General features: G+C 53.7%; 15 protein-coding genes. 1 reads left to right on the forward strand and 14 read right to left on the reverse strand.

Annotated elements, in window-relative coordinates; translation table 11 throughout:
- Positions 1–7 precede the first annotated feature (7 nt).
- The 7 genes from AB1I67_RS20265 to argS all read right to left on the reverse strand — a co-directional run bounded on the left by AB1I67_RS20265 (position 8) and on the right by argS (position 11,945).
- Entirely contained in the window at positions 8–1,783 is a 1,776-nt protein-coding gene (locus tag AB1I67_RS20265) for an ABC transporter ATP-binding protein (protein WP_367032010.1), read from the reverse strand.
- A gap of 111 nt (positions 1,784–1,894) precedes the next feature.
- A complete protein-coding gene (locus AB1I67_RS20270) occupies positions 1,895–3,628 on the reverse strand; it encodes an ABC transporter ATP-binding protein (protein WP_367032011.1) in 1,734 nt (577 codons plus the stop codon).
- A gap of 2 nt (positions 3,629–3,630) precedes the next feature.
- Positions 3,631–4,110 (reverse strand): MarR family winged helix-turn-helix transcriptional regulator, encoded by a 480-nt coding sequence (locus AB1I67_RS20275; protein ID WP_367032013.1) that lies wholly within the window; start codon positions 4,108–4,110, stop codon positions 3,631–3,633.
- A 219-nt stretch (positions 4,111–4,329) separates the two neighbouring features.
- Complete coding sequence (locus AB1I67_RS20280; RefSeq protein WP_367032015.1) at positions 4,330–4,962, reverse strand: metallophosphoesterase; 633 nt, start codon at positions 4,960–4,962, stop codon at positions 4,330–4,332.
- Positions 4,934–6,910, reverse strand: a complete 1,977-nt coding sequence (locus AB1I67_RS20285) for a BMP family ABC transporter substrate-binding protein (RefSeq protein ID WP_367032017.1) — start codon at positions 6,908–6,910, stop codon at positions 4,934–4,936. Before AB1I67_RS20285 ends, AB1I67_RS20280 begins: the two co-directional genes overlap by 29 nt.
- Positions 6,911–6,947: 37 nt before the next feature.
- Positions 6,948–10,118: an SNF2 helicase associated domain-containing protein gene (locus tag AB1I67_RS20290; protein ID WP_367032018.1), complete on the reverse strand. Its 3,171-nt coding sequence runs from the start codon at positions 10,116–10,118 to the stop codon at positions 6,948–6,950.
- A 51-nt stretch (positions 10,119–10,169) separates the two neighbouring features.
- Positions 10,170–11,945 carry an arginine--tRNA ligase gene (gene argS / locus AB1I67_RS20295; protein WP_367032020.1) on the reverse strand — a complete coding sequence of 592 codons (1,776 nt, stop codon included), beginning with the start codon at positions 11,943–11,945 and terminating at the stop codon, positions 10,170–10,172.
- Between the two features lie 290 nt (positions 11,946–12,235).
- Between argS and AB1I67_RS20300 the strand changes: the two genes are divergently transcribed.
- The gene (locus AB1I67_RS20300) at positions 12,236–14,263 is read left to right on the forward strand and encodes a hypothetical protein (RefSeq protein WP_367032022.1); all 2,028 of its coding nucleotides are present in this window, start codon (positions 12,236–12,238) and stop codon (positions 14,261–14,263) included.
- A gap of 276 nt (positions 14,264–14,539) precedes the next feature.
- Here the strand turns inward: AB1I67_RS20300 and efp are convergent, their stop codons facing one another.
- The 7 genes from efp to AB1I67_RS20335 form a co-directional block, all read right to left on the reverse strand.
- A complete protein-coding gene (gene efp, locus AB1I67_RS20305; RefSeq protein WP_367032023.1) occupies positions 14,540–15,097 on the reverse strand; it encodes an elongation factor P in 558 nt (185 codons plus the stop codon).
- Between the two features lie 137 nt (positions 15,098–15,234).
- A complete protein-coding gene (gene aroQ, locus AB1I67_RS20310; protein ID WP_367032024.1) occupies positions 15,235–15,672 on the reverse strand; it encodes a type II 3-dehydroquinate dehydratase in 438 nt (145 codons plus the stop codon).
- An 84-nt stretch (positions 15,673–15,756) separates the two neighbouring features.
- Positions 15,757–16,278 (reverse strand): shikimate kinase, encoded by a 522-nt coding sequence (locus tag AB1I67_RS20315; protein ID WP_367032025.1) that lies wholly within the window; start codon positions 16,276–16,278, stop codon positions 15,757–15,759.
- Complete coding sequence (aroE, locus tag AB1I67_RS20320; RefSeq protein ID WP_367032027.1) at positions 16,278–17,153, reverse strand: shikimate dehydrogenase; 876 nt, start codon at positions 17,151–17,153, stop codon at positions 16,278–16,280. Before aroE ends, AB1I67_RS20315 begins: the two co-directional genes overlap by 1 nt.
- Positions 17,150–17,662 (reverse strand): YqeG family HAD IIIA-type phosphatase, encoded by a 513-nt coding sequence (locus tag AB1I67_RS20325; protein ID WP_367032671.1) that lies wholly within the window; start codon positions 17,660–17,662, stop codon positions 17,150–17,152. The genes aroE and AB1I67_RS20325 overlap by 4 nt, the downstream gene beginning before the upstream one ends.
- 27 nt (positions 17,663–17,689) lie before the next feature.
- A complete protein-coding gene (gene nrdR, locus AB1I67_RS20330; RefSeq protein WP_367032028.1) occupies positions 17,690–18,145 on the reverse strand; it encodes a transcriptional regulator NrdR in 456 nt (151 codons plus the stop codon).
- 190 nt (positions 18,146–18,335) lie between these two features.
- Complete coding sequence (locus AB1I67_RS20335; protein ID WP_367032029.1) at positions 18,336–18,572, reverse strand: YlmC/YmxH family sporulation protein; 237 nt, start codon at positions 18,570–18,572, stop codon at positions 18,336–18,338.
- Between the last annotated feature and the right edge of the window lie 60 nt (positions 18,573–18,632).

The raw sequence follows: 18,632 nt of genomic DNA on the forward strand, positions 1-18,632 counted from the left end.
CCGCCTGTCAATCCAGTTCACTCAGCCCCGTATAAAGCTCATAATACCGTCCCTTCATTGCCACCAGCTCATCATGGTCCCCACGCTCGATGATCTCGCCGTTCTCCAGCACCATGATCGCATTGGCGTTGCGCACAGTGGACAGCCGATGTGCGATCACAAAGGTGGTCCGGTCCGCCATCAGACGGTCCATGCCGTGCTCGATGTGCTTCTCCGTCCTGGTATCCACGGAGCTGGTCGCCTCGTCCAGTATCAGGATCGGGGCCTTAGAGAGGGCCGCCCTGGCAATGTTTAAAAGCTGCCTCTGGCCCTGGCTTAAGTTCGCCCCGTCTCCCTCCAGCATGGTCTGGTAACCATGAGGGAGACGATTGATAAAGGAATGGGCCGAGGCCGTCTTCGCCGCCTGGATGACCTCCTCGTCGGTGGCGTCCAGCCGCCCGTACCGGATATTCTCCATCACAGTGCCTGTGAACAGGTGCGTGTCCTGAAGGACCATGGCAATGTTCTGCCGCAGGTTATCCCGGTTAATATGCCGGATATCCACGCCGTCGATGGTAATCGCTCCGCCCTGGATATCATAAAAGCGGTTGATCAGATTGGTGATCGTCGTCTTGCCCGCTCCAGTAGAGCCTACGAAGGCAATCTTCTGTCCCGGCTTCGCATACAGGCTGATATCCTTTAAGATCACTTTATCCGGATTGTAGCCGAAGGTCACATGGTCAAGCACCACATGCCCCTGCATCGGCTCCAGCACTGCCGCATCCACATCATCCGCCGGCTCCGGCTCTTCATCCATCACGGAGAATACCCGCTCCGCGCCTGCCAGCGCTGAGAATACGTTGCTGACCTGCATGGAGATCTCATTGATCGGACGGGAAAACTGTCTGGAAAAGTTCAAAAATACAGTCAGGCCACCCACGTCAAAATTGCGGAAAATACAGAGCAGGCCGCCGATACAGGCAGTAAGGGAATAATTCACCTGGCTCAAGTTTCCCATGACCGGCCCCATGATACCGCCGAAAAACTGGGCTTTGATCTGATTGTCCCGCAGATCCCGGTTCAGAATATCGAACTCCTCCTGCGCCAAGTCCTCATGGCAGAACACCTTGACCACCTTCTGTCCGGTCACAGTCTCCTCGATATAACCGTTGACCGCTCCCAAAGATGCCTGCTGGGCTGAGAAAAACCGCTGGCTCCGCCGGGCCACCGCTCCCCCCGCCTTCATCATCAGCGGGATCATCACCACGGTCACCAACGTCAGCCAGATATTGGTGTAGATCATCAGCGCTAATGTTCCTATAATGCTCATGGCTCCTGCAAACAGCTGCACCAGCGTATTGCTCAGCATCTGCCCGATGGTATCCACGTCATTGGTAAACCGGCTCATCAGGTCGCCGTTGGAATTGGTGTCATAGAACCGGACCGGCAGGCTCTGAAGCTTCCCAAACAGATCGTTCCGGATTCTCCGGAGCGCCCCCTGAGCCACCGTCAGCATGATCCTGGCCTGAGCGTAGTTGGCGCCCACACCCACAAAGTACACTGCGGCCATCACGATGAGGGCCTTAAAAAGTCCCGCCGGGTCCCCGCGGCTGCCGTCCACCGGCACAATATAGGTATTGATGATCGGGCGCAGCATATAGGAACCAACAAGCGTTCCCAAGGTATTTAAAATAACGCAGATAAATGCCAGCCCCATCTTCATCTTATCTTCATTCAGGTATGCAAGCAGACGCCGGATCGTCTCCCGGGTCTCCTTCGGCCTGCCGCCGCCTGCCGCAGGCATATGGCGTCCCGGACCGTGGCCTGGGCCGCCCATGGCCCCACGGGCAGGCCTTCTGTGAGGTGTGCCTGCCGTAACGTCTTTTTAAGCTGTCCATTCTCTGTTTCTGATCCATTACGCGCTCACCTCCTTATCCCGCTGGGAGTAGTAGATCTCCTGGTACGCCTCACAGGATTCCATAAGCTCTCTGTGGGTGCCCATTCCAATGATCCGCCCATCGTCCAGCACGATGATCACATCCGCCTCTTCCACAGATCCGATCCTCTGTGCAATGATAAATTTGGTCGTATCCTTCAGGGTAGTGCGGAAGCACTCCCGTATCTTTGCCTCCGTGGCTGTATCCACTGCGCTGGTGGAATCGTCCAGGATCAGGATCTTCGGACGTTTTAAGAGCGCCCTGGCAATACACAGCCGCTGCTTCTGCCCGCCGGACACATTGACGCCGCCCTGTCCCATATCGGTCTCATAACCGTCCGGGAAGGAGCTGACAAATCCGTCGGCCTGGGCCGCATCTGCGATCGAGCGAAGCTCTTCCATGGAAGCAGTTTCATTGCCCCAACGCAGGTTCTCCTCGATGGTCCCGGAGAACAGCACATTTTTCTGAAGCACCATGCCGACGCCGTCCCGCAGATGCCGCAGGGAATAATCCCGCACATCCACGCCGTCCACCAGCACCTGCCCCTCCGTCGCATCATAGAGCCGCGGGATCAGCTGCACCAGGGAGGTCTTGCCGCTCCCCGTGGAACCGATGATGCCGATGATCTGGCCCGGCTCCGCCGTAAAGCTGATGTGCTCCAGTACCTTGTCTTTTCCGCCCTCCTCGTAGCTGAAGGAAACATCCTTAAATTCCACGCGGCCCGCCTTCACCTGAAGCTCCTTGTGAGCCGCAGCCTCATCCGTCAGGTCGATCTCCGTCTGCAGCACCTCATTGATACGCTTGATGGAGGCCATAGCCCGGGAGCTCTGCAAGAATACCATGGACAGCATCATCAGCGACATGAGGATCTGCACAATGTATGTGGTAAACGCAGTCAGATCCCCCACCTGCATGCTCCCTCCGATGATCAGGTTTCCCCCGTACCAGACCACTGCAAGGGTCGTGATATTCATCGCCAGCATCATCACCGGCATGGTCATGATCACGATCCGCATGGCTTTTAAGCTGGTATTCTGAAGATCCTCATTGGACCGGCGGAATTTATCCTTCTCGTAGTCTTCCCGAACGAAGGACTTGATGACCCGGACGTTGGTCAGGGCTTCCTGGATGCCGGAGTTCATCCTGTCCAGCTTGGTCTGCATAATACCGAATCTCGGGTAAGCCGTCATCATGATCGCGGCGATCACCACAGACAGTACCGGGATCACGATCAGAATGATCACGGCCAGCGTCCGGTTCATGATAAACGCCATGATCAGCGCCCCCACCAGCATCCCCGGCGCACGAAGCGCCAGACGCAGCCCCATCATCATGACCTGCTGTACCTGCTGGATATCGTTGGTCAGCCTGGTCACTAAGGAACCGGTACTGAACTGGTCAATATTTTTAAAGGAAAACTGCTGCACCCTGGCAAACAGATCCTTTCTTAAATCACTGGTAAAACAGATGGACGCCTTTGCTGAAAAATAGGCGCCTCCTATGCCGCTGACCGCCATCACCATCGCCACGGCTACCATACACAATCCGATGCGGACAATATAGGCGCTGTCCCGGTTTGCCACGCCGTTGTTGATGATCATGGACATCAGCTTCGGCAGCATGATCTCTCCGAATACCTCAGTCAGCATCAGGCATGGGCCGATGATAAACGCGCTTAAATATGGCTTTGCGTATTTTGCATAACGTTTCATTCTTATTCCTCGCTTTCTGTCTCAGGCATAAGACTGCTCAGATTCTGATACATCCGATCCAGGTATCCCTGCATCGCTGTCATCTCCTCCGGGGAAAATCCGTCAAAAATGCTGCGTTCCACCTTCTGGAACCAGCGGACGCTGTTTTCCACCACAGCCCTGCCCTTCTCTGTAATGCATATCTTATTATACCGGTTATCATGCTCATCCACCACGCGCTGTATGTAGCCGCCGTGTTCCAGCTTCTTAAGAGACACTGCAACCGTCGCCGGTGACACATGGTTCAGCTGCGCCAGCTCCTTCTGTGACACATCCGGATTCTCCGCGATAAACATGAGCAGCTGATGCTGGCTGCGGTACACACCGGTCCGGTTGAGCTGCCGCTCCAGCACCATCCGGTGCAGGCGCCCGACGCACATATAAGTCTCTACCAGTTCACGGTGGGGGCTTTCCCAGCCCTCAAAGCGATGAAACCTTCTCACGATGATACCTCCTTTTTCTCCTCATTACTCAAATCATCATTTAGTAAGCCTGCTAACTATCAGCTAATTAATAATTAGCTAGTTTACTAATTGTCTATTATAAAAGCACCCACACAAAAATGCAAGTGCTTTTTATATACTATGCGGATATTTTCTCTGTGTCACTGAAAACTGCCGCCGGATCAATACCGCGACTCATCTGCCGGCATCCTCCTTTTATCATCCTTCTTTGGCTGCGGCGGCTGCGGCTTCCGCCTCCGGATAGTCAATCATATAGTGTTCATAGGCGTTGACCACCAGCGTGCTCCCCAGCATATCTGTGCGTTTAAAGCCGGAGCCGTAGTTTGCGTGGACATGCCCATGGATAAACATCTTTGGTTTATATCTCTCGATCAGACGGCGAAAGCATTCAAAGCCCTTATGAGGCAAGTCTTCTAAGTCATGAAAGTCCCGCGCCGGGGCATGGGTCACCAGGATGTCGAAACCGCCCCGGAACTTCAGCTTCCACCACAGCTTCCGGATCCGCCACGCCATCTTTTCCTCTGTGTACTGGTTTGCCGCCCCCGGGCTGTACTGCATGGAACCGCCCAGACCAAGGATGCGGATGCCGCGGTACACATAGATATCGTCCTCAATACAGATGCAGCCGCTCTCCTGCCCCCGTTTGTACCAATAATCGTGATTGCCCAGCACAAACAGCACCGGCGCATGGCTCATGGTGGCAAAAAAATCCAGATAGTCGCGGCGCAAGTCCCCGCAGGCAATGATCAGCTCTACATCTTTTAATTTGTCCGCGTCATAATACTCATACAGCGATTTAGACTCATGATCTGCCAGTACCAGAATTTTCACATTCCCGTCCCCCCATCGTCTTCTCTTCCGTCTTAACTCCCTGCAGGCGTATCATAGGCTGCGCCTCCTTCTTGAAAAGCTCTATGGGCGGGATGCTTCCGATCACATTTCCAGCCAGCCAGTCCATACGCACGATCTCCTCCGGTGTCAGGCTGCGGCCTTCTGCTCCGATCACCACGCCGTCCTGGGCGTCGATGGGCCCCTCAAAGGGCTGGAACGCACCGCTGCAGATGGACCCTTTCAGGAAACGGATCAGCCTCTGGGTATAGTAGGGCAGATTCGCGGAACAGATCACATCGATCACATCCGCCGACATCCCCCACCAGTAATTGATCGCCTTCTTTCCCCTCATGTCCTTCCTGTCCAGTGCTCCCCGACAGATCAGATCGATCATCCGCTCATAGAATTTTCCCCAGTCACAGATGGAAGTTGCCAGGTTTTCCACAGTCCCATCCGGCAGTCTGTGGTACAGGCCGAATTCCCGGGACGCTTTCTCCGGCGTGATCATATCTTCCCCAACGATGTAGGTGACGCCCGCATCCTTCAGTTCCTGGCTGTTATGTTCATCAGAAAGCCCCGACCATTTTAAATGCACCTTCACCCGGGGATTGATCATCCGTGCGCCCATGGCGAATGCATTGATGTTCGCCATCCTCCCGTAAATGGGATAGTCCGCCAGATAGCCCAGATTGTCGGATTCGCTCATGGCTGCAGCCAGCGCCCCCATCAAAAACTTGGACTCGTAGGTCCTCGCATAATAGGTACAGATGGAGGAATAGGACAGGTTCACGGAACAGTTGAAAACACGGATCTCCGGGTGCTCCACCGCCGTCTTGACACTCTGAGCCGCCATCTCAGGAGATATGGTAAAGATCACATTGCATCGCGCCGCCACTGCCAGATTGATAGCCGCAGCCACTTCATCCTCCGTCCCGGCATGTTCAAAAACCACCGTCCTCAGCTTTCCGTCAAAACACTGCTCCAGGTACAATCTCCCCAACTCGTGGCTGTAAACCCAGCTGGAGGATTCTTTATCCTTGGGATAAATAAACGCGATCTTGAGCATTTCCGGCTTGATATCGTCGTCAGGCTTCAGCCAGTCAAACAGCCCTCCGCCGGCATTCCCTTTCTCTTCCGGCTGCTCTACCAGGGCGATCTCCCCGCCGTGAGCCGTTAAAAGAAGCTCATCCCAGATCTTATTTAAATCCCGCCGCATCTGGTCCTCGGTCCGCTCCTTCACCATATCATAGCCGAAGATCTCCACATAGATCAAAAACGCGTCGGACGCGGTCATCTCAATATCCCCCATCCTGCGCTCCCCAAACACCTTGGAGAACACGTCATGGGCGCCCTTAAAATACATCCTCTCGTCCTCGGTCCAGACCTCCTCCGAAGCCTTCCCCATAGCCTCCAGAAGATGCCTGTAGCTGCCCTCCCTGCTGAACCACACATCGCAGTTGAAGGAGACCTGATAAAAGTCCAGAAACTCATAATAAAGCCTGATATCCTTATCATCACTGCGCCGTGGGATCAGCCGGGTCACAGATGCCGGAATGCTGTAGGCCTTCACATATTTGAGCACGCTGACCCGCTTGTTTCCTTCCTGTACATAGTAGCGGTTCATAAACTCATACGCCACGATCGGATCGTGGATCCCCTCGTCGATCTGGTGGTCATAGAGATAAGCCCACTTGGCTCCAAACTCGGTCTTCTCCCCCAGAAGCGGCATAAAATTGCCAGCAAACGCCTGGGTCCGTCCCTGTGTCTTGGTTCCCACGATCCGCTCAAGAGGCACATCAATGACGCCTAAGTTCACCTCTGAAACAATATCCGTATTGGCAAGAATATCATCCAACACCGGAAGATAGGGATATTCACCCTTTGCCACCGACGTCTGGTACTGTTTCCTGCCCAGACGCAGCGCCCCCACATAATCATACAGTGCCATGTTTCCCTCCTCCACTTCTTTCGTGTATATTGATTGTTCAGGCTTCTGACGACAGGATCTCCAACAGCTCCTCACGGCTCAAGCTTCCGATAGACAGAGTTCCCTCCGTGATGACCTGCTCTGCAAGGCTCTGCTTGTTCTCCTGCAGCCTGATGATATTTTCCTCAATGGTATCCTTCATGATCAGGCGGAACACCGACACCTGCTTCTCCTGTCCTATACGGTGGGTGCGGTCCGTCGCCTGGTTCTGCGCAGCCACATTCCACCACGGATCATAGTGGATCACAATATCCGCCGCCGTCAGGTTCAGCCCCGTGCCGCCTGCTTTCAGTGAGATCAGGAAAACCGGCACATCATCTGTCTGGAATTCTCCCGCCAGCCGCATCCGGTCTTCCTTGGAGGTGGCGCCGGTCAGCAGGTGATAGCCGATGCCCTCTTTTTTGAGCCGCTTTCCGATCAGTTCCAGCATGGATGTAAACTGGGAAAACAAAAGGATCTTGTGTCCGCCCTCGATGCCGCCTGCGATCAGCTCTACACAGGTGTCCAGCTTCGCCGAACCTCCTTTGTAGCGGTCGTAACACAAAGACGGGTCGCAGCAGAGCTGCCGCAATCTCGTAAGCTGCGCAAGGATCTGCATGTTCTCCGGTCCGGCCAAAGCGCCGCTTAAGCTTTCCAGCTGATGCTTTAGCTGGAGGGCATTGGCTGTATACAGCTCCTTCTGTTCTTTTTCCGGCATGGAATAGACCACTGTCTCCAGCTTCTCCGGAAGCTCCTTGAGCACATCCGTTTTCAGTCTCCGCAGCACAAACGGCCCGGTCAGCCGATGCAGCGCCTTGAGGGCCCGCTGGTCCCCATCCTTTACGATCGGCGCTTCAAACCGTTTCTTAAAACCGGAATAAGTGAAAAGGAATCCCGGCATCAGATAATCAAAAATACTCCACAGATCTCCCAGGCGGTTCTCGATCGGCGTGCCGGTCAGCGCGAACCGCGTCTGCGCTTTTACTATTTTCACTGCCTTCGCGCTCTGGGTGGACGGATTCTTGATATACTGCGCCTCGTCGATGACCTGGAACCGGAATTCCATCTCCTGATACAGCAGCACATCCCGCTTTAGAAGGTCATAGGACGTCACGAAGATATCCGGCAATCCGCCGGCCATTTCCTCTCCACGAAGGATTGCCTCCCGCTCCGCCGCATTTCCCACCACCGTCCGGACCATAAGCTGCGGGGCAAAGGTATGGATCTCATTTTCCCAGTTATAGACCAGGGAAGCCGGGCAGACGATCAGCGCCTGGCTCTCCGGGTTCCTCCGCTTTTCATCCAGCAGAAGCGCGATCACCTGGATGGTCTTTCCAAGGCCCATATCGTCCGCCAGGATGCCGCCAAAACCATAGTGGTCCAGTGTCTTAAGCCACCGAAATCCCGTCTTCTGATATCCCCGCAGCACCGGCTGTAAGCTCTCCGGGATCTCGTAATCGCTGTCCTCCACAGATTTCATTCCGCGGACTACCGCTTTGAACAGATTGTCCCGGTAGAAGGTGATCCCGCTCCCCTCCTTCAGCACGCTGTCCAGATACAGCGCCCGGTACGCCGGAATCTGTACCATACCGCCGGCCAGCTGGGACCGGTTCACCGACAGGCCTTCCACCAGGCGTGCCACCGTCACCAGCCCATTCTCATCAAGCTGTAAAAACTCCCCGCTCTTTAACCGGTAGTAGGGCTTTTTCGGATCGTATTCCGTCAGGATCTTCTGCAGCTGCGCCTGGCTCATTCCCTCCGCATCCACGGTCAGCTCCAGCCATTTGCCGGAGGTCCGCACCCCCACATTGACGCGGGGCGGCGGCATGAGGCGGATGTGCTTCGCAGCTTCCGACACATAGACCTCTCCAAGGGCCATAAACTCCGCCATGCCCTCGCTGAGAAGCCGGTACATGGCATCTTCATCATCCCGGATGAGCAGCGTCTCCGCAGCCTCATCCCGGTACTTGAAATATTTTGTGATGACCTGGCTGATGCGGAACTCTCCCGGCACATCCCGGCAGACCGTCCGGGGCACCTTGTCATCCGCAGCCGGATGAAAGGAAAAATCCCCATAAGACAGGACCGGCTTCATGGTCAGCTCCTCCGGCCGGCTGCTGTCAAAGTGAAACGCTGCCTTAAGCTCCTGTGGGCGGTAGCTTTCTAAGTCAACATCTGCCGAATCCAGGCGGCTGTACGGCATCAGCTTCTGGAGCACCCTCTCATAAAACAGAGGGATATCCCGCTCCTGCACATCCAGAGTATGGCTCTTTTTGTCCTTTAAGACCTGTTCTAAAAATACGCCCAGCTGCTCTGTCGCCGCCTCATCCAGGCAGGTCAGCTTCTGTGCACTGCCCACATACCAGTGCCGTTCCCCGCGGAAACCAAACACGCCTTCATCTACAGACACCTCGATCCCGTCCCGCCCTTTTTTGCGTATCCGGACGGCAAGCTGAACTGGTTCTTTCTTCACCAGGACCTGGATACGGCTGCCGGAAAGAAGCTCCACCTCCAGCCACCGGCCTTCCATCAGTTCAAAAAATCTGTCCCGGTTGGCCTGGCTTAAGATCAGCTCCCGCAATCCCTGGACCGTAACAAAATTGCTCCGTCTGAACTGCTCGTAATGCTCTCCATAGACATTGACCAGCTCCATGAGCAGGGCGCACAGGGGCCGGTCCTCCCTGGCAAATGCCCTGAGGCTGTGATGGAACGTCAGCTGCTTGCCGTAGCTTAAGCTGGCTCCCGTCTCCACGGCCTTCACAAACGCCGTCAGATCCTTTATCACATAAAGCCGTTCTTTCCCTACCTTGAATTCCAGACTGATGATCCCCCTGCTCCGGATGACCAGCCGCGGGACCAGATGCACCTGGATTTCTTCTCCCTCCTGGATGATCTGCGCCACCTCCCGGTTGGTGTACTCCCGGATCATGGAGCGGATTTCCTGGGATGTGGACACCGGACGGCCCGCTCCGGCCTCCTGCTGCTTCTGCCACTCATCCCAGACCTTTTTTGCATGGGCGCACATGCCCTTATAGGAATTTCCATTTACACAAGAACAAGAGTAGTCGCGAAGCTGACTACCCTTGACAGAGAGATTGACCTGATAGGACTGTCCTGCCTCCTCCACGGCTGCACGGACGCCCAGCTCGCCCTTCCAGAACGTGCTGGTCTTCATTTCTGTTATCTTCATAAAGCGTCTCCATCCAAACCACGGTGAACGGGTTACTGTACGAAGTCCGTGTTACATGCGCTCAGGCGCTTCAAAACCAAGGACCTGGATACAGGCTGCCAAGACATCCTTCACCAGGGTGATAAGCTGGATCCAGCCAGCCTGCTGCGCCTTGTCTTCCTCTGCGATGATCCTGGTATCATGATAAAAGCTGTTGAACGCATTGGACAGGTCGTAAATATACTGGCAGATCTTGTGGGGCGCAGTCTCCGCAAAGCTGGACTCCATCACGTCGTTGTACTTGGACAGCTCCAGCATCAGCGCCTTCTCCGCATCGCTCACCGCCGGAAGGATGGCCGGGTCCCCGGCAAACTTGTCCTCCAGCCCTTCATATCTGGCCAGTATGGACTTGATCCGCACGATGGTATATAAAATATACGGTCCCGTATTTCCCTCAAAGGAAATGAACCGGTCAATATCAAACACATAGTCCTTGGCTGCCTGGTTGGACAGATCCCCGTATTTAAGCGCTGCAAGGCCAACGATCTTAGCCGTCTCCTTCGCCTCGTCCTCGGAAACGGTGCGGTTCTCCATGATCCGTGCAAACACGGCCTCATCGATATCGGAGATCAAGTTCTCCAGGCGCATGACGCCGCCGTCCCTGGTCTTAAACGGCTTCCCGTCCTTGCCGTTCATGGTGCCAAAACCAATATGCACCATGGGCGTATCTTCGTTTACATACCCCGCCTTTTTCGCCACCCGGAATACCTGGGTGAAATGCAGCGCCTGCCGTTTATCCGTGATGTAGATATATTTGACCGGCTTGTATTCCTTCTCGCGCTCGATAATGGTCCCCAGATCCGAGGTGGCATACAGCGCAGCGCCGTCGGACTTGCGCACGATACAGGGCGGCAGCTCCTTGGAGTCAGTCGGCTCCGTCACATCCACCACCAGCGCGCCCTGGCTCTCGTAGGCCAGCCCCTTGTCCTGAAGGTCCTGGATCAGCCACGGGATATAGGGTTCCGCATCGCTCTCCCCCTTCCACAGCTCAAAATGCACGTCCAGATTCGCATAGTTCTTCTTTAAATCCGCCAGGGAAACCGCCATAATATGTTTCCAGATCGCGGTAAACGGGGCATATCCGTTCTGGAGCCGGAACGTCGCGGTCTGCGCGCGCTCCTTGAACACCTCATCCTCCTTGGCCTTGACACTTGCAGTTGGATAGATATCCTCCAGCTCACTGATGGTAAAAGGCGGCTCTGCCGGATACTCTCCCGTATAGCTCTCGTCAAAATAAACCAGCTCCGGCTTCCGATCCCGAAGCTCCTCGATGATCAGCCCCATCTGAAGGCCCCAGTCGCCCAGGTGCACATCACCGATCATATGATATCCCAGATGCGCGCCCATACGCTTGATGCTCTCCCCGATGACAGCAGAACGCAGATGGCCCACATGGAGCGGCTTTGCCACATTGGCGCCGCCGTAGTCCACGATGATGGTCTCCCCGTGTCCCGTCTCCTCAAGCCCCAGCCTGGCATCCTTCTGCATACCGTTCATATAATCTGCAAGCCACTGTGCATCCAGACGGATATTGATGAATCCCGGCATTACTGCATTCAGCTCGGAAAACATCCCGGAGCTTTGCTCCGATACCTTCGCTACCACCTCGTTTGCGATATCGATCGGTTTCTTTTTTAAGGCTTTCGCCGCTGCCATGGCGCCGTTGCACTGGTATTCGCATAAGTCAGGGCGGTTGGAAAGCACCACCTTCGCATAGCTCTCATCATAACCGCAGGCAGTAAACGCCGTTTTCATCTCCGCGGCGATCAAATCAAGAATTTTTTTCACGTTCCTGGTCTCCTTCACTCTATTTTCCTCTCCGGCCATCCAGCCGGACTAACTGTGATTAACATCAAACTGAACAATAATTATACTGGATTTCAGAGGAAAATGCAAGACTGACGCTATTTTACAGCTTCTCTTTTGCCACTTTTGCAGCCACTTTTACAGCTGGTCATTTCAAAAGCTGTTATTTCTATAATTTATTTATTTTTTATGTCATTCTCAGCTGTTTTACTGGTATTTTATCCATTTAAATAGTATACTATTTATACATTATTATGAGGGGGAGCTAATTTATGAGAAAATTCCGACTATTGTTTGTTACACTCCTGATATCCAGTCTTCTTGCCCCGCAGGTCCTGGCAGAGACCAGCATACCGCCGGAGACGGAGGCGCCGGCTGCTTCGCCGGTCATTACGGTCGGAGGTTCTGCCGGTGGCGGTTCCGGGCTCAGCACGGCCACGTCCGCGCCATCCACAGTCTATCCTGCCGGTTCCTATCATGCAGGCACTGACATCCCGTCCGGGGAATATGTGCTGCTTGCTAACAATACCGCCTCATACGGCATATACATTATTTATGAAAATGCTTCCGAGGACGCGGACTATGTAGATTACAATACATTTGACTACAATGCCATTATCCGGCTTGAGGACGGGCAGGTTCTGTCCCTGAATAACTGTACTGCCAGCCCCTTAAGTGAAGTCCCGCAGATCGATCACTATTACGGCAACATGTATAAGGTCGGATACCATATCCCGGCGGGCACTTATGAGCTGAAGTCTTTGGACAGTTCCTCCTACGGCATCGCCTATGTGCTCTCCTATCCCAGCGACAATTATGATGTGGTTGAGGACTACACCTATGTGGAGGGCACGGCAGCCATTACCGTAAAGGACGGACAATATCTGCAGCTCAGCGACTGTATCCTGTCAGGCACCGCATCCGCAGCCTCTGCCACTCCAAACCACAGCAGGACCACCAGCTCCTGGTATGATGAATGGAGCAGCGTGGCGGAACAGGTGTCCGGGGATGAACAGCGCAGCTCTCTCATCACCGCTGGTTACCTGATACCGGGGCTTCCCACAAAGACCTCCACCCCGTCCACAGTCTATCAGCCGGGAACCTACCAGGGCGGAACCGATATTCCGGCAGGTGAATATGTCCTTCTCGGGAACGACCGCAATGCGGATGAGTACTCCTATTCCTCCGCCTGTACTTATATGATTTCCACCGTCAGCACTCCGGAAGAACTGGATCAGATTTTGGATTATGGCTCCTTTTATTACAACACCATCATCCGGCTGGAAGAAGGCCAGTTCCTTACATATGATAACTGTACAGCCTCTCCCATTGACCAGGTTCCAAGCCTTGATTACCGGAGAGCCAGCCATTTTAAGGTTGGATACCATATTCCGGCAGGTACATATTATTTCAGATCCGATGGATATGGCATAGCTTACATCCTCTCTTCTCCGTCCCTGCAGTACAGAGACATTGTGGATTATGAGACCACGTCCAGTTATGGCCGCAGCACCATCTCCCTGACGGTCCAGGATGGACAATACCTGTTCCTTGCAGGATGTGAGTTCACAAACAGTGAAACAACCGCCGCATCACCGGGGCCTGGAGGCGAAGCCACCGATTCCAGAACGGCTGCCTATATGGACTATTTAAAACAGTTATATGGCTATGAAGAAGAAGAGACCACCTCCCAGGTCATCACTGCCCCGGCGGAAGGCTGCGCGCTTTCAGCCACAACCTCTGTGCCGTCCACAGTTTACCCGGAAGGCTCTTACGAAGCCGGCACAGAAATACCGGCAGGCGAATACATGCTGCTCTGCTCTGATTACTCAGACAGCGACTACACCTACGGCGGCGCTTATGTGATCTCAACTGCCAGGGAGGCCTCGGATTACGACCAGATCATTGATTATAATTATTTCTCCTACAATGCCATTATCCGCATCGCAGAGGGGCAGTACCTCTACCTGGTCGACTGCACGGCCTCCCCGGTGGACGAGGTGCCGCAGCTGGATTACAGCAGAGGTGAGATGTACAAAGTTGGGCTTCAGCTGCCGGCAGGGACCTACCGCCTGAAAAGCAACGGCAGCAGTTATTCCTATGGCCGTGCCTACATCCTCTCTGCACCGAGTGATAACTATGAGGATGTGGTGGAATCCTTTACGGTAAGTGATGACGCGAAGACGGTGGTCACGGTCAAGAGCGGGCAATATCTGCAGCTTAAGAATTGTTTCGTCGCAGAGGCGGTTTCTTCTGACACCAGCTCTACCGGGCCGGCTTTTGCAGCGGGGAAGGATTGATCACAGACACATCTTTAAGTATTCTTACATAAATATGTTTTTAGAGGCAGGTCGCTAAACAGCGCCTGCCTCTTTTCATTACACAATCACTTCAGACTCTCACTTTTTCCAGACAGGCTGTCAAGCCTTATTTTCGCCAAAATCAGCCTGTTTTCGCCGATTTTATAGCATAAATAAAAAAGCCTAATTCTTTTTGCAAAGGATCAGACTTTTTCAGTGATCCCAAGAAGCCCTGTGCTCCCTGGGATCACTCATTTAATTCATATGAAATTCACATCAAACTCTGGACAGATACTCCCCAGTACGGGTATCGATCTTGATCTTGTCACCGTTGTCCACAAACAGCGGAACATAAACGGTAGCGCCGGTCTCAACGGTAGCCGGCTTGGTAGCGCCCTGAGCGGTATCGCCCTTGAAGCCCGGCTCGGTGTCGGTGATCTCCAGTTCTACAAATAACGGCGGCTCTACGGAAAATACTTTTCCATTGTAGGAGCATACCTTTACAAGCTCATTCTCTTTTACGAACTTCAAAGCATCGCCGATGGTATCCTGGGACAGCGCCATCTGCTCGTAGTTGTCCATGTTCATGAAGTTGAACAGATCGCCGTCTGCATACAGATACTGCATATCTACACGGTCAATCCTTGCAGCCGGGAACTTCTCGGTCGGACGGAAAGTTCTCTCTACAACGCCGCCGGTCATTACGTTTTTAATCTTGGTTCTTACGAAAGCAGCGCCCTTACCCGGCTTTACATGCTGGAACTCTATGATCTGGTATACTGCACCCTCGATTTCCAGGGTAACGCCGTTTCTAAAATCACCTGCTGAAATCATGTGATATTCCTCCTTGAATTTGCGTACTCGCTTTAATACGGTTGTTCTGAAGGACGGATCTCTTCCTAATATTACCGCCGTCCTGAACAGTTATGTTCTATTTTATAATAAATGATACGTTTTTTCAACTATTTTTTTCAGTTTGCATCCATTTGCGTCAGATAATCCATCGCCAGGGCATATCCGCGCAGCCCAAGCCCCACAACCTGACCGGTGCACACCGGCGCAGTCACGGAAACATGACGGAATTCCTCACGCTTGTGCACATTTGAAATATGTACCTCGATGACCGGCGCTTCGATGGACGCCAGCGCATCCCGCAGGGCGATGCTGTAGTGGGTAAATGCACCCGGATTGATAATGATGCCCTCCACGCCGCTGTGGTAAGCCTCCTGGATCTTATCGATCAGACCGCCCTCGTAGTTGCTCTGGAATACCTCCAGATCATGCCCTTCGGCAGCTGCCTTGTCCTCAAGCATCTTTACCAGGTATGCATAGTCCTGCGTACCATAAATACCTTTCTCGCGTATCCCTAAAAAGTTTAAGTTCGGTCCATTTAAAACCAGTAGTTTCATAATTTATTCCTGCCTCCATTTTTTCTGTCATCCGCCCAGCCTGTTCTTCCCGTGCCGCCGTTACAGTCCCGCCGTTATTCCAGCTCATGTTGCCGCTCTGATCATCACCGACGCAATCTCTGCCGCGATCTCCTCCGGCGTCTTTCCGTCCACATCGATCACACGGTGGGCAGCAGCCTCATACAGCGGATTCCGGTATGCCAGCAGCTCCCGGACTTTCTGCTCCACATTCTCTCCCATAAGGAGCGGACGGGTCGTATCACCCTTCAGACGTGCAAGCACCGTCTCCGGCTGCACCCGAAGAAATACCACCGTTCCAAGCTGCCTCAAGATCACACGGTTCTGCTCCAGCAGCGGCAGGCCGCCGCCCACGGATATGACCGACCGGTCCGTCTCTGCCAAAAGCTTTTCCAGCACCCTGGTCTCTGCCCGGCGGAATGCCGGTTCTCCCTGGGTGGCAAAAATGTCAGAAATGGACATGCCCGCCTCTATCTCGATCATCTGGTCCGTATCCAGCAAAGGACTGCCTGCTGCCGCCGCATATGCGCCGCCCACACGGGTCTTGCCCGCCCCCATAAAACCGATCAGGATCACGTTCTGTTTCATCACGCATCCCCTCCCAGAAACCGGGACAGAAGCTCCCGCGCTCCGTCGATCACAGGCTCCGGTATCTTTACCTCAGGATACCACATTTCATAAGCTGCAATCCCCTGATATAAAAGCATGTCCAGCCCGTTGCTGGTCCTGGCTCCTGCAGCCGCTGCAAGCTTCATGAACTTCGTCTCCACAGGCGTATAGATCACGTCAAACGCCGCGCCCAACTTCTCATAAAACTCCGGCTCTGTGACCGGCGCAGCTTCCACATCCGGATGCATCCCCACACTGGTGGTCTGTACGGCCAGGCAGTCTTTCTCCGGGATGGAACGCCACTCTGAAAGCGCCAGCGGCACAAGAAGCTCCCTGCCGAACCGCCCATTGATATCATCCGACAGAGCACGCGCCTTATCCACACTCCGGTTGAGCACATAGACCCGGGCCGCGCCTTCCTTCGCCAGTACATAGGCTGCCGCCTTCGCAGCGCCGCCTGCTCCCAGAAGGATGCATGTCTCATCCTGTATCTCCATACCAGCTTCCGTCATGGCCCGGAAAAGCCCTGCTGCATCCGTATTATATCCTTTATAGCCCAGTTCATCCCGCACCAGGGTATTGACCGCACCGATCGCCTCCGCAGCCTCATCGATGCCGCACAGATGCTCCATGACTGCCTGCTTGTGAGGGATCGTCACATTGACGCCGGTCACGTTTAAGGCATACGCGCCTCTCACCGCAGCGCCCACCTGTCCAGGCTGTACCTTAAACGGCACATAGGTCATATCCACGCCGATCTGCTCCGAATAGTAGTTGTGCATCATCGGGGACATGGAGTGCTCGATCGGGCATCCCATCACCCCGCATACCATAGTCTTTCCGCTTGTCTTCATTGGTCAGTCTCTTTTCTCAGTTTCTTTTTATATAGATACAGCACAGGAGCTTCCAGGTAACGCTTCAGAACGATCTGGATCTCCTCCTTTGGATCAATGGGTTTCACCAGGATTCCATAGATCCCGCACCGGTTTGCGCCGTACACATCCGTGAACAGCTGGTCTCCCACAAACAGGGTCGTATCCCTGTCGGTCCCCATGATCTCCATGGCCTTTAGATAATTCCTGATCCCCGGTTTGCCCGCCTTGTGGATATAGGGTGAGTTTACCTTCTCTGCAAAAGACGCCACCCGCGGTTCCTTATTGTTTGATAAAAGGCAGGTCCTGATCCCCAGCCTGTGAAGCCGCTCAAACAGAACAAGCGCCCGCTTGTCCGCCGGCGCTCCGTGAGGAACCAGAGTATTGTCAATATCGAAGATCACCCCGCGGATGCCCCTTTCCTGCCACTGCTCCCAGGGTATCGCATCTGTACTGTCCAGCCACTCCTTCGGGTAAAATTGTTCTAGTATCAATGCCGGTCTCTCCTTCTATAAATGTCACTTATTCTTCAGCAGCTTGCCCAGCTCTTCCATAAACGTATTCACATCCTTGAACTCCCGGTATACGGATGCGAAACGTACATAAGCAACCTCATCCATCTGCTTGAGCCTGCGCATCACCAGCTCACCGATGGCGGAAGTCTCCACTTCCTTCTCCTCCATATTGAAGATCTGGTTCTCGATCTCGTCGATCATGGAATTGATCTGCTGTGTGGATACGGGACGCTTGTGGCAGGAGTGGATGATCCCCGCCTCGATCTTGGAGCGGTCGTAAGCCTCCCTGGAACGGTCCTTCTTGATCACCATAAGCGGCATGGTCTCTAATTTTTCATAAGTTGTAAAGCGCTTCCCACAGGTCTCGCACTGACGGCGGCGCCGGATAGAGCTGTTGTCATCTGCCGGCCTGGAATCGATTACCTTCGTATCTGCTGCGTTGCAATATGGACATTTCAACTTTTTTTCCTCCTGGTTTTCAACCCCTTGATTTGGTTTTACGTCAATGTTTTACGTCAACTTACATTACGTCTATTTTACATTACCTGCCAAATATGCGCAAGCTGTTTTTCAGCCGGGGATGACGTGTTGGGATATCATATGGATTGCCGTGCCGGCGGCAGCCGCCATAAACTGCGGTCATAACTGGCTAATCATACTTACAGGCTTTCTCCACATCCTTGAGCTTCTTGATCTCCACCAGGATGATATCGTCCCCGATCTGTTTCACGTCGCAGAAGGAGATCACATACTCCTTTTCCCGTCCAAATATCCCGCAAAGGCACCCTGGCCCTGGTACGATCAGATGGGTGATACATCCGGTACACGGGTCAAATTCCACATCTCCCACATACCCCAGCCGTTTGCAGTCGCAGATATTGATCACTTCTTTTTTTTTAAATCAAAAATACGCATAGTCTACACCTGATTTCTCCCTTAGTGTATT

Origin of the sequence: Clostridium sp. AN503, from assembly GCF_040719375.1 — a bacterium.
Lineage (GTDB): Bacteria > Bacillota > Clostridia > Lachnospirales > Lachnospiraceae > Brotaphodocola.

Bases quoted from the DNA above. Each gene is read 5' to 3' on its own strand.
- AB1I67_RS20265 (WP_367032010.1), bottom strand. From the start codon at position 1,783: ATGCCTGCGGCAGGCGGCGGCAGGCCGAAGGAGACCCGGGAGACGATC.
- AB1I67_RS20315 (WP_367032025.1), bottom strand. From the start codon at position 16,278: ATGAAACAGAACGTGATCCTGATCGGTTTTATGGGGGCGGGCAAGACC.
- aroQ (WP_367032024.1), bottom strand. From the start codon at position 15,672: ATGAAACTACTGGTTTTAAATGGACCGAACTTAAACTTTTTAGGGATA.
- AB1I67_RS20270 (WP_367032011.1), bottom strand. From the start codon at position 3,628: ATGAAACGTTATGCAAAATACGCAAAGCCATATTTAAGCGCGTTTATC.
- AB1I67_RS20300 (WP_367032022.1), top strand. From the start codon at position 12,236: ATGAGAAAATTCCGACTATTGTTTGTTACACTCCTGATATCCAGTCTT.
- aroE (WP_367032027.1), bottom strand. From the start codon at position 17,153: ATGAAGACAAGCGGAAAGACTATGGTATGCGGGGTGATGGGATGCCCG.
- AB1I67_RS20290 (WP_367032018.1), bottom strand. From the start codon at position 10,118: ATGAAGATAACAGAAATGAAGACCAGCACGTTCTGGAAGGGCGAGCTG.
- AB1I67_RS20285 (WP_367032017.1), bottom strand. From the start codon at position 6,910: ATGGCACTGTATGATTATGTGGGGGCGCTGCGTCTGGGCAGGAAACAG.
- efp (WP_367032023.1), bottom strand. From the start codon at position 15,097: ATGATTTCAGCAGGTGATTTTAGAAACGGCGTTACCCTGGAAATCGAG.